The 12,775-nt window shown below is 68.9% G+C and carries 4 protein-coding genes and 1 tRNA gene; all 5 read right to left on the reverse strand.

What is annotated here, in order from left to right; translation table 11 throughout:
* Window positions 1–225: 225 nt before the first annotated feature.
* Window positions 226–301: transfer RNA gene (locus tag SLW52_RS10570), tRNA-Ile, on the reverse strand.
* Between the two features lie 349 nt (window positions 302–650).
* Window positions 651–2,834: a 1,4-alpha-glucan branching protein GlgB gene (glgB, locus tag SLW52_RS10575; protein WP_320740188.1), complete on the reverse strand. Its 2,184-nt coding sequence runs from the start codon at window positions 2,832–2,834 to the stop codon at window positions 651–653.
* A complete protein-coding gene (gene treS, locus SLW52_RS10580) occupies window positions 2,831–6,184 on the reverse strand; it encodes a maltose alpha-D-glucosyltransferase (RefSeq protein WP_320740187.1) in 3,354 nt (1,117 codons plus the stop codon). The genes glgB and treS overlap by 4 nt, the downstream gene beginning before the upstream one ends.
* The gene (locus tag SLW52_RS10585) at window positions 6,181–9,282 is read right to left on the reverse strand and encodes a maltotransferase domain-containing protein (RefSeq protein WP_320740294.1); all 3,102 of its coding nucleotides are present in this window, start codon (window positions 9,280–9,282) and stop codon (window positions 6,181–6,183) included. Before SLW52_RS10585 ends, treS begins: the two co-directional genes overlap by 4 nt.
* Before the next feature lie 1,080 nt (window positions 9,283–10,362).
* Window positions 10,363–12,714 (reverse strand): GH92 family glycosyl hydrolase, encoded by a 2,352-nt coding sequence (locus SLW52_RS10590; protein WP_320740186.1) that lies wholly within the window; start codon window positions 12,712–12,714, stop codon window positions 10,363–10,365.
* Between the last annotated feature and the right edge of the window lie 61 nt (window positions 12,715–12,775).

Here is a 12,775-nt window from a genome sequence, read left to right on the forward strand (position 1 = left end):
ATATGCAAACAATGAATGCGCCAGTGAAAAAAGTCATGGCGTGAAATCGTTAAAAACCAAGCCGATTTTTTAGAAATTTCGCCTCCCCTTTGTTTTCGCGAACGGGCATCGCCAACATGGACTTATGAGCTCGTGAAACAGTTTACACCTGCGCCATTTTTATATTGTATACAGTACACTTTTCCATCCAGCCCTTCATGCTTTAAAAGCATTTTTTATCTCGGGTGGTGGGCCCACCAGGATTCGAACCTGGAACCAAAGGATTATGAGTCCTCTGCTCTAACCGTTGAGCTATAGGCCCGGACGCGTCCGGAGCGAGCGGGCGATGCGTCGGCCGCCGGCTTGGCGCCTCTGGCGTGCATGCAGAGGAAGGCGCCGAGGCGGGCGTGAGTTTACCGGTCGGGGTGGTGGGCTGTCTGCCCGGGGCGGTAGACGGGGCCGAGAATTGCTCTCGGCCTTGTGGGCGCAGCGAGCTGAGCGCCAGGGACTGCACCTGATCGGTGCGAATCCCTGACATCTTGTGTGGTTGCGGCTCGGGTGCTGACAGTGGATCGGGAAAGCGTCGGGACTGAAGTCCCTCCCACAACAGCCGGCTTCTTCCGAGCCAGCTCTTTGCGCCCTCTAGCCGCGGCCAGTTCTGCTTTCTCGCCCTACTCCTCCACCCCCAGCACCAGCACCGCCAGCGGCGGGATGGTCAGCGTCAGCGACGCCGGATGGCCATGCGCGCCGACGTTCTCGGCGCGCACGCTGCCGCCGTTGCCGGTGTTGCTGCCGCCGTAGATTTCGCTGTCGGAGTTGAGCAGTTCGCGCCAGCGGCCGGCGCGGGGCACGCCGATGCGGTAGCCGTGGTGGACCTGCGGGGTGAGGTTGGCCACCACCAGCAGCGGGGTGTCGCCGCTGCGGGCCTTGCGCAGGTAGGCGAACAGGCTGTTGCCGGCGTCGTCGCCGATGACCCAGGCGAAACCTTCCGGTTCGTCGTCGCGGGCATGCAGTGCGGGGTGTTCGGCGTAGAGGCGGTTGAGGTCGCGGACCAGGCGCTGGATGCCGCGGTGGTTGGGTTGGTCGAGCAGGTGCCAGGGCAGTGCGGCGTCGTGGTTCCACTCGGTGGGCTGGGCGATCTCGCAGCCCATGAACAGCAGTTTGCGCCCGGGGTGGGTGTACATGTAGCCGAGGTAGGCGCGCAGGTTGGCGAAGCGCTGCCAGTCGTCGCCGGGCATGCGTCCGAGCAGGGAGCGCTTGCCGTGCACCACTTCGTCGTGGGAGATGGGCAGCATGAAGCGCTCGGAATACGCGTAGACCATGCTGAAGGTCATCTCGCCGTGGTGGTAGCGGCGGTAGATCGGGTCCAGTTCGATGTAGTGCAGGCTGTCGTGCATCCAGCCCATGTTCCACTTGTAGTCGAAGCCCAGGCCGCCGTGGGCGAGGTCGGCGGTGACGCCGGGCCAGGCGGTGGATTCTTCGGCGATGGTCATGGCGCCGGGCGCCTGCTCGGCCACCACCTGGTTGAGCCGGCGCAGGAAGGCGATGCTCTCGTAGTTCTCGCGGCCGCCGTGGATGTTGGGCACCCACTCGCCGGCGTTGCGGCTGTAGTCGCGGTAGAGCATGGAGGCGACCGCGTCCACGCGCAGGCCGTCGACGTGGTAGCGCTGCAGGAACTCCAACGCGCTGGCGATCAGGAAGCCGGAGACTTCGCGACGGCCGTGGTTGTAGATGAGCGTGTTCCAGTCGCGGTGGAAACCTTCGCGCGGGTCGGCGTGTTCGTACAGGGCGGTGCCGTCGAAGTGGGCCAGGCCGTGCGCGTCGGTGGGGAAATGCGCCGGCACCCAGTCGACGATGACGCCGATATCCTCGCGGTGGCAGCGATCGACGAAGCGAGCGAAGCCTTCCGGGCTGCCGAAGCGCGCGGTGGGCGCGAACAGGCCCAGCGGCTGGTAGCCCCAGGAGCCGCCGAACGGATGCTCGGTGACCGGCAGCAGTTCGATGTGGGTGAAGCCCATGTCGGCGACGTACGGAATCAGCCGCTCGGCCAGCGCGTCCCAGTCGAGCAGGCTGCCGTCGGCGGCGTGCATCCACGAGCCGGCGTGCACCTCGTACACGCTGATCGGCGCTTGCGGGGCGTGGCGGCGCGCGCGGGTGGCCATCCAGGCGTCGTCGCGCCACTGGAACGGCGTGGGGTCGGCGACGATGGAGGCGGTGCCGGGCGCCAGTTCGGCCTGGCGCGCGACCGGGTCGGCCTTGGCCGGCAGGTCTTCGCCGCGCGGGCCGCGCAGCGCGAACTTGTAGCGGGCGCCGGGGCCGACGCCGGGCACGAACAGTTCCCACACGCCGGCCTGGTGGCGCAGGCGCATCGGGTGACGGCGCGCGTCCCAGCTGTTGAAGTCGCCGATCAACGCCACGCGCGAGGCGTTGGGCGCCCACACTGCGAAGCGGGTGCCGCGTTCGCCGTCGACCTCGACCACGTTGGCGCCCAGCGCATCGGCCAAGTGCAGGTGATGGCCTTCGGCGATCAGGTGCAGGTCGAAGTCGCTCAGTTGTGGGCCGAAGGCGTAGGCGTCGGCGGTGTCCTGCTCGCCGCCGGGCCAGCGGATGTGCAGGCGGTAGCGCCCCTCGCCCGGCAATTCGGCGTGGAAGAAGCCTTCCGGTCCCTGCTGCAGCGGCACCTCGCTGCCGTCCTCCAGCACCGCCAGCACCGCATCGGCGCCCGGCTGGTAGCTGCGCAGCACCCGCGCCTCGCCGAGGCGATGCGCGCCCAGCACGGCGAACGGGTCGCCGTGGCGGGCGGTGGCGAAGGCGCGTTGCGTCGCGTCGTCCCAGACGTGGACGGCATCACTCATCGAATCGACTCCTGGGGCGCGGGAAAGCGGTCGAGTATGCGCAACAGTCCCTGTATGGGCACCATGATCCATGCCGGGCGGTTGGCGGCCTCGTAGCGAATTTCATAGCAGGCCTTCTCGATCAGGAAGAGCAAAGTGGTGGCCTCGAACGCAGCCGGCGCCACCCACGGATGCGGGCTCGCATCGAGCACGGCACGGTAGGCCGACAGGAACGCGGCGCTGGCGCGGCTGCGGAACGCGGCCAGGTAGGCCTCCTGCGCGGTGTCCAAACCCGCGCCCACACGCGCCGCGGTGCCTTCTTCGCCGCGCGCGGAGACTTCGCTGGCATAGTCGAGCGAGCGCAGGAAACCGGCCACGTCATGGAGCGGGCTGGCCTTGGCGCGGCGTTCGTCCAGCGACTTGGCTGGCTCGCCTTCGAAGTCGATCAGCACCACGTCGTCGAACGCGACCAGGATCTGGCCGAGGTGGAAATCGCCATGCACGCGGGTCAGCAGCGCACCGGACAACAGCGACGGCGCCTGCTGCAGCCAGGCATCCAGGCGCGCGCGTTCGGCCAGCAGGCTGTCCACCGCGGCGTGTTCGGCCGGGTCGTCGTTGGCGTCGCGATGCGCGATGAGCGTGTCCCACATCGCCTGCACTTCGTGCACCACGCCGTCCACCACCTGCTGCGCGGCGGCCGCGTCCACCGGCTGCGGCGCGAAGGCGGGCGCGTCGGTGGGTTGTGCCAGCACCGCGTGCAGTTCGGCCAGGCGCCGGCCGACCAGCGCGGCGAAGGCGTCGTAGCCGGCCACGCTCTCCAGCCGCGCTGCATCGTCCTGGGCGGCATCGTATTCCTCGGCGCCGCGTGCGAGATGATCCAGGGTCCAGCGCCAGGCATCGCCCTGGTTGCGCACGAAGCCCTGCAGCAGCGCCAGTGTGGTCTCGCTACCGTCGGCCTCGACGCGGGCGACATGACCCAGCAGTGGCGCGGCGTTGGCGTAGCCCAACGCGGTGAGGCGCTCGCCGATCTCGATCTCCGGGTTGATGCCGGCCGACACGCGTCGCAGCAGCTTGAACACCGCCGCGTCGCCGACGATCAACGAGCTGTTGCTTTGCTCCGCCGACAGCCAGCGGATCTCCGGATCGGCGGGGATATCCACGCGCTGCAGCGCCGGTGTCGGGCAGAAGCGGATACGCTCCGCGGTCACTTCGATGCCGGTCTCGCCGTCCACGCGCAGTTCCGCCTTGTCGCGCAACGCGGCGAGCATGCTCAGGGTAAAGGGCTTCAGCGCGAAGGCGTCAGTCAGGTAGCCGACCTCGCGGCCGTGGCGCACGCGCGCCAGCGCCAGTTGCTCGGCCAGCACGCTCGGCTGCTCGCGCTCCCAGACGATGCCCAGCGGCAGGATGTAGCGCTCGTGGGCGCCGTCGTCCAGCTCCGCCTCAATCTCCAGCAGGGTCAGGCCGTCGCCGCCGGACAACGGCGTGCGCCTTGCGATGCGCACGCTGCGCAGCGCGCGGTCCTTGGCCGCGAACCAGCGCCGCGTGGACAGCCACGCCGGCAGGATGTCGCGCTCCAGCGTCGGCAGGTGCGGCTGCAGGCCGGCACTGTCGGTGCCGCCACGCAGCACCAGGGTCTGGTAATCCGGCAGCGGCACTGGCGCCGGCACGTGCCAGTCCGGCAGCGTGGCGTTGCCGACCAGTTGGAAGGCGTAGAAGCCGAACGCCGGCACGGTGAGCAGATAGGTCAGGCGCCCGATCGGCGGGAAGCTGCCGCCACCGAGGATGTCCACCGGCACCCGGCCCTCGAACTCGGACAGGTCCAGTTCCACCGCCTGCAGCGTATGCGAGAGGTTGGCCACGCACAGCACGGTCTCGTCCTCGTGGCAGCGCAGGTAGGCGAGCAGGCGGCGGTTGCCCGGATACAGGAAGCGCAGGGCGCCGCGGCCGAAGGCGCGGTAGCGCTTGCGCACCGACAGCACGCGGCGGGTCCAGGTCAGCAACGAGTACTGGTCGCGCTGCTGCGCCTCCACGTTGACCGCTTGGAAGCCGTACAGCGGGTCCATGATCGGCGGCAGCACCAGCGCGGCTGGATCGGCGCGCGAGAAGCCGCCATTGCGGTCGATCGACCATTGCATCGGTGTGCGCACGCCGTCGCGGTCGCCGAGATGGATGTTGTCGCCCATGCCGATCTCATCGCCGTAGTACAGCACCGGCGTGCCGGGCATGGTCAGCAGCAGCGAGGTCATCAGTTCGATGCGGCGGCGGTCGCGCTCCAGCAGCGGCGCCAGGCGCCGGCGGATGCCGAGGTTGATGCGCGCGCGGCGATCCGCGGCGTAGGTCTGCCACAGGTAATCGCGCTCGGAGTCGGTGACCATCTCCAGGGTCAACTCGTCGTGGTTGCGCAGGAAGATCGCCCACTGGCAGCTCTCCGGGATCTCCGGGGTCTGGCGCATGATGTCGGTGATGGGGAAGCGGTCCTCGCGCGCGATCGCCATGTACATGCGCGGCATCAGCGGGAAGTGGAACGCCATGTGGCATTCGTCGGCGTTCTCGCCGAAGTACTGCTGGGTGTCTTCCGGCCACATGTTGGCCTCGGCCAGCAGCATGCGGTCCGGGTACTCGGCATCGAGCGTGGCGCGGATGCGGCGCAGGATGGCGTGGGTCTCGGGCAGGTTCTCGTTGGAGGTGCCCTCGCGCTCGATCAGGTACGGCACCGCGTCCAGGCGCAGGCCGTCCACGCCCAGGTCCAGCCAGAAGCGCATCACTTCCAGCACGGCTTCCATGACCGCCGGGTTGTCGAAGTTCAGGTCCGGCTGGTGCGAGTAGAAGCGGTGCCAGAAGTACTGGCCGGCCTCCGGGTCCCAGGTCCAGTTGGACTTCTCGGTGTCGCAGAAGATGATGCGGGTGCCGGCGTAGTCCTGGTCGCTGTCGGACCACACGTAGAACGCGCGCTCCGGCGAGCCGGCCGGAGCCATGCGCGCACGCTGGAACCAGGGGTGCTGGTCGGAGGTGTGGTTGATCACCAGTTCGGTGACGATGCGGATGCCGCGCGCGTGCGCCTGCTCCACGAAGCGCTGGAAGTCGGCGATGCTGCCGTAGTCCGGATGCACCGCCATGTACTCGGCGATGTCGTAGCCGTCGTCGCGGCGCGGGCTGGGGTAGAACGGCAGCAGCCAGATGGTGTCCACGCCCAGGTCGGCGATGTAGTCGAGCTTGGAGATCAGCCCGGGGAAGTCGCCGATGCCGTCGTCGTTGGAATCGAAGAACGACTTGACGTGCACCTGGTAGATGATCGCGTCCTTGTACCAGCGCGCATCGCCGGCCGGTGCGCGCGGCTCGAGTTGGGGGGACGACGGCGCGGCGACATTCATGCAAGAACTCCGGCGCGGATGCGCCACAGGGAGAACGGCCGCGACGGATCGAGGCGGATGTGTTGGGTCTTGCCGTACCAGGCGAAGTCGTGGCCGTCCCACAGGTCGCGCACGGCGACGCTGGCGTGGTCGGGCAGGCCCAGCTCCCACAGCGGCACTTCGATCTGCGCGTTCTGCGCCGCATGCGGGTCCAGGCTCACCGCCACCAGCACCAGGCTGCGTCCGCGCGCCAGGTGTGCGGCGTCGAGGAACTTGCCGAAGTACAGCACCTGCTCGTTGTGCGCGACGTAGAAGCGCGTGCCCAGGTGCGACTGCAGCTCCGGATGCTGGCGGCGCAGCAGATTGAAGCGGGTGATCTCCTCGACGATGTCGCCCGGTGCGCGCTCCGGCCACACGCGCAACTGGTACTTCTCCGAGTCGAGGTATTCCTCCTTGCCCGGCAGCGGCGTGGCCTCGCACAGCTCGAAGCCCTGGTACATGCCCCACAACCCGGACAGCGTGGTCGCCAGCGCGGCGCGGATCAAGTGCCCGCTGCGCCCGCTGTGCTGCAGGAACAGCGGATTGATGTCCGGCGTGTTGACGAAGAAGTGCGGGCGGAAGCACTCGCTGGGCGCGCCGCTGTTGAGTTCCTCGATATAGGCCTGCAGCTCGGCCTTGTGCTGGCGCCAGGTGAAGTAGGTGTAGGACTGCGAGAAGCCGACCTTGGCCAGCCGGTACATCGGCTTGGGCCGGGTGAAGGCCTCAGACAGGAACACCACCTGCGGATGGCGCCCGCGCACCTCGGCGATCAGCCATTCCCAGAACGGGAACGGCTTGGTATGCGGGTTGTCGACGCGGAACAGCGTGACGCCTTCGTTGACCCAGAACAGCACCGCATCGCGCAGCGCGTTCCACAGCGCCGGCACCGCGCCGCTGGCGTAGAAGTCGACGTTGACGATGTCCTGGTATTTCTTCGGCGGGTTCTCCGCGTACGGGATGGAGCCGTCGGCGCGCCAGGTGAACCAGTCGGGATGGTCGCGCAGCCACGGATGATCCGGCGCGCACTGGATGGCGAAGTCCAGGGCCAGTTCCAGGCCGTGCGCAGCCACGGCTGCGCGCAGGCGGCGGAATCCTTCGAGCCCGCCCAGCTCCGGATGCACCTCGGTATGGCCGCCCTCGGCCGAGCCGATCGCATACGGGCTGCCGGGTTCGCCCGGCTCGGCGGTCACCGCGTTGTTGCGGCCCTTGCGGTTCTTCTCGCCGATGGGATGGATCGGCGGCATGTACAGCACGTCGAAGCCCATCGCCTGGATGTGCGGCAGCCGCGCGATCACGTCGTCGAAGGTGCCGTGGCGCTGCGGATCGCCGCTCTGCGAGCGCGGGAACAACTCGTACCAACTGGCGAAGTGCGCGGCGCGGCGTTCGGCCTCGACCCGGAACGTCATCGGGTATTCGGTGCGGAACGGCTTGGCGTCGGCGCGCGCCATCGCTTCGGCGGTGTCGGGTTCGAGCAGCAGCTGCGCCTTCTCGGCCAGGTCGTCGGTGCGGGCGATGCGAGTGGCGATGGCTTTCAAGCGCGTCGCCAACGCGCCGCGGCTGCGCCCACGCGCCGCCTCGACCTGGGCCAGGGCCTCCTGCACATCCACCGGCAGCAGCGTGCCGGCAGCGCGCTTCTTTTCCAGGTCGGCATGAGTGGTGGCGTACACATCGCGCCAGGCTTCGATGCGGAACTCGTAGCGGCCCAGGCGCTGCAGCGGGAACTCGCCGCGCCAGCGGTCGTTGCCGAGCGCGCGCATCGGCGCGCTCGACCAGGTGCGCGCATCGGCGGCGCGCCACAACAACGCAACGGCGATGCGGTCGTGGCCGTCGCAGAACGCATCGGCTTCCACGCACACGCGGTCACCTACCGTGCGCTTGACCGGAAAGCGGCCGTCGTCCACCGACGGCGTCACCGCCTCGATGCACACCCGCGCCTCGCCCGCGGCGACCTCGGCGGGCGTGCGCGCCCGTGCGGCGGTCAGCACCGGGCGCGCCGGCAGGCTGCGGTAGATGCGCACCTCGCCCGCTTCCAGGGTACCGCCCTGCTCGCCCTGGATCGGCTCGCCATGGTCGCTGAGCAAACCTTCGCTGTCGCCGAGCAGGCGCAGCAGCGCCGGCCCCGGTACCGGCAGCAAGTGGTCGCGATCGCTGTTGAGCAGCACCAGCCATGGCGCGGCGTCCAGCGGTTCCACCGCCACCGCGGTGAGCGCGCCGTCGCGCAGCAGCGGGCGCAGGCGCAGCGCTGCGGTGGCGTCGGGCAACGACGCAGCCGACGTGGACGCATCGCTCTCGGAGGTGCCGTGCTGCGCAGGCGCGGGCTGCCCGTGTTCCATCAATGTGTCCTGTGCTGAGATCGCCCAGGCCCCACCGAATGCCGCGGCCAGGCGCTGCCGCTGCGCGCGCGGCAAGGGCAGTGGCGTATCCGAGGCCGTCTCGGCATCGACGGTGGCGACCACGCAACGCGCCAGCGCACGCAGGGCGCTGTCCTCGTCGAAGAACCAGTCGCCGCGGCCGTCCCACCAGGCCAGCGAGGAGAACGCGGCATCGAAGCCGGCGCCCGCCAGGCCGCGCAAGGCGTCCAGGCCCAAGCCGGGCGTCCACGCCAACACCCGCGCCTGCGGCGCCTGTGCGTGGACCCCGTCGATCAGCGTGCGCCACAACGGCGCCGGGATGCGCTGTGGCTGCAGCACACGGAAGCCGGCTACGCCGCTGCGCAACCAGTCGACCAGGCGCGCACTCCACCACTGCGCCAGGCCCGCCCCTTCTTCCGCAGAGGCGAAGCGGCCCACCGCAATATCCGGCGCGGCGCGTTCGGCGCGCGGATCCGGTAGCGCCGAGCTGCGTGCGCGGAACCAGTGCGGATGTTCCTGCAACAGGCGGCTGCCGCCGCCGATCTCATCGATGCGCAGGTCCAGCAGCACGCGCAGGCCGTGCTGTTCGGCGCGCTGCAGCCAGTGGCGCAACTGTGTCTGGCCCGCCGCGTCGTCGGCTGCGGGGTCGTGCAGACGGCCCTGCGCATCCTGTGCGAACGGATTGGGCAAGACGATGTGATCGCAGCCCTGTGCCTGTGCCGCCGCCATGGCCGCGTCCAGCGCGGCCGCATCGTGAGGAGGAAAGAGGGACAGCAGGCAGACATGCATTCGGAAGATCCCGTTCGACGAATGAGAAGGACACGTCGCCTCTGCGCACCGTTGCCGGCAGCGCGGACTGCGCCGTCGCATGGCAAGGGCATCGGAACGGGATGCGCCTGCACGCGGTCGCGCTTCCAGGGATGGCGACGGCGCCGGCGCACCCGGTCCGCGCGATGCGATGCAGCCGCGCTACAAGACCACGAACGCCGCAAATGGAATGTGTGGATGACATTAAATGCGCGTGCATGTGATGCGACGCGCTGTGACAGGGTGTGGCGGCGCACGCTGCGCGACGCCATGCGCAATGCAGGTCACGCCGAATTCACGCGATGCTGACGCTCGCGCTTGCGTCGCGCACGAGGCCGTAGTGCGGCGCAGAGGCCTCGGCCGTCTTCCAGGTGCAGACTCACGTCGGCGCGGCTTCAACGCATCTACGAACTTACTGCCACCACACTCCATCCGGATGCCGCTGGCCCCTGGGAGCCAACCGTGATGCCGCCGCAATGCGCGAAGTGATGTACTTTCCGATGGCGCAATGCGTCGGGACTGAAGTCCCTCCCACAGTGCACCCGGCAGGCTCGCCGTAAGCCCCTGTGGGAGCGCCTTCAGTCGCGACGAGTGAAGCCATCCAATGACCGATTGCTACAGCAGTCGGGACTGAAGCCCCTCTCACAATGCACCCGGCAGGCTCGCCGTAAACCCACGCGGGGATCAACTGTCATGCCTCCGCGACGCTCGAAGTGATGTGCTTTCCGATGGCGCAATGCGTCGGGACTGAAGTCCCTCCCACTGTGCACCCGGCAGGCGCACCGCAAGCCCCTGTGGGAGCGACTTCAGTCGCGACGAGTGAAGCCATCCAATGACCGATTGCTACAGCAGTCGCGACTGAAGTCCCTCCCACAGTGCACCGGGCGGGCTCGCCGCAAGCCCCAGTGGGGCGGCTTCAGCCGACAGGGCTCGACCGGGAATGCCCCGTCGCGGCTGAAGCCGCTCTTACGGGACATCTCCCGGAAATAGGTGGAGCGCCCTTCACTCGCTCATCGAATAGGCGCGCTCGGCGCCGGCCGCCGCCCAGGCGGTGTTGGGCGTGGCCTGCAGGGTGAAGCGCAGTTCGCCGCCGGCCATGAGTTCCTCGTGGCGCAGGAACGCGCGGTTCAGCGGCCGCCCGTTGAGGGTGACGCTGCCGACATAGGGATGCGCGTCGTCCAGGCCGTCGGCGATCACGGTGAAGCGCTTGCCGTTGGGCAGCGCCAGGGTGGCGCGCGGCAGGAACGGGCGGCCGAGGATATACTGGTTGCTGGCCGGCGCCACCGGGTAGAAGCCCAGCGCGGTGAACACGTACCAGGCCGACATCTGTCCCATGTCGTCGTTGCCGGCCAGCCCGTCCGGGCGCGCGGCGTACTGGCTGCGCATGATCTGCTGCAGCCGCGCCTGGGTGCGCCACGGCTGCCCGGCATAGGCATACAGATAGGCGACGTGGTGGCTGGGCTCGTTGCCGTGCGCATACCAGCCGATCAGGCCGGTGATGTCCTCCATGTGCGCGAACACCTTGGGATCGACCTTGGCGTCGAACACTTGGTCCAGCCGCGCCAGCAGCTTGTCGTCGCCACCGTGCGCACGCGCCAGGCCGGCCACGTCCTGCGGCACGTACCAGGAGTACTGCCAGGCGTTGCCTTCGGTGTAGTCGGTGCCGTAGCCGCTGGCGTCCGGATCGAACGGAGTGCGGAAGGCGCCGTCGCGCTTGCGCGCGCGCATGAAGCCGGTGTCCGGGTCGAAGGCGTTGCGCCAGTTCCCGGCGCGCTTGGCGAAGGCGGCGGCGACCTCGCTGCGGCCCATCTCCTTGGCCATGCGCGCGATGGTCCAGTCGTCGAAGGCGTATTCCAGGGTCTTGGAGGCGGCCTCGCCTTCCTCGTCGATCGGCACGTAGCCAAGTTCGCGGTACTGGGCGATGCCGTCGTAGGGGCCGTAGTTGGCGCTGGCCACCATGGCCTTGAGCGCGGCGTCGGTGTCGTAGCCGCGGATGCCCTTCATGTACGCGTCGGCGATCACCGGCACCGCGTGGTAGCCGATCATGCACCAGGTCTCCAGACCATGGAACGCCCACACCGGCAGCACGCCGTAGGGGCTTTCGCGCTGGTGCGCGAGCAGCGAGTTGACGATGTCGTTGGTGCGTTGGGGTGGCTGCACGATGGTCAGCAGCGGATGCAGCGCGCGGTAGGTGTCCCACAGCGAGAAGGTCGAATAGTGGGTGTAGCCCTGCGCCTGGTGCACGGCGTTGTCCGGCCCGCGATAGCGGCCGTCGCTGTCCATGAACAGGGTCGGGCCGAGCAGGCTGTGGTACAGCGCGGTGTAGAACTGGGTGCGTTGCGCAGGCGGCGCGTCCACCTCCACCGCGCCCAGCGCCTGCGCCCATTGCGCGCGTGCCGCGCGGCGCACGCCGTCGAAATCCCAGCCCGGCACTTCGGCCTCGAGATTGGCGATGGCGCTGTCCTCGCTGACCGGCGAGATCGCCACCTTGACCAGCAGCGGCCCGCGCAGGGCGTCGCCAAAGTCGAACGATCCCACCAGTTGCCGGCCTTCGATCTGCGCGCGCTGGGTGGGGTCGTTGTCGCCCGGCGGCGGAAAGCCCTTGTAGGGAATGTCCTGCTCGGTGTTGTGGAAGGCGTGGCCGCGCAGCGGCTGCGAGAAGCGTAGGGCGAAGTACAGCTGCCGCCCCGGCGCCCAGCCGCGGGTCTCGCGGAAGCCGGTGACGGTGCCGTCGGCGCGCAGGCGCAGCCGCGACCAGCTGATCTTGCCCGGGTAGTCGTACAGGCTGGTGCGCAGGTCCAGCAGCACGTGCGCCGGCTGGCCGGCCGGGTAGGTGTAGCGGTGCACGCCGACGCGGGCGCTGGCGGTGAGTTCGGCGCGTACTTTGTAGTCGTCCAAGGTCACCGCGTAGTAGCCCGGCTCGGCGCGCTCGTCGTCGTGGCGGAAGCGCGCGCTGTAGCCGCTGCCGGGCTTGTCCGGGTCGCCACGCTCCAGGCGCACCGCACCGCTGATCGGCATCAGCAGCACGTCGCCCAGGTCAGAGTGGCCGGTGCCGGAGAAGTGCGTATGCGAGAAGCCGACCAGGCTGCGGTCGTCGTAGCGGTAGCCGGCCGCCCAGCCGTAGGCGTCCTTGCGCGGCTGGATGCGCGTGTCCGGGCTCAGTTGGACCATGCCGAACGGCACGGTGGCGCCGGGATAGGTGTGGCCCTCGCCGCCGGTGCCGATGAAGGGGTCCACCGCCGCTACCGCACGCTCGCCGGCGGTGGCGCCGGTTGCAGCGGCGGCGGGCGCGATCGGCCATAGCGCGGCCAGCAGCAGTGCGGCAGCGCCGCCCAGCGTCCTCGAGCTGCGCATGGCAGGCTCCCCGTATCGAATCGATCCAAACGGATAGCACAAAGCCACCGCAATGCCTTGC

The organism is Xanthomonas sp. LF02-5, assembly GCF_034105325.1.
Classification (GTDB): domain Bacteria; phylum Pseudomonadota; class Gammaproteobacteria; order Xanthomonadales; family Xanthomonadaceae; genus Xanthomonas_A; species Xanthomonas_A sontii.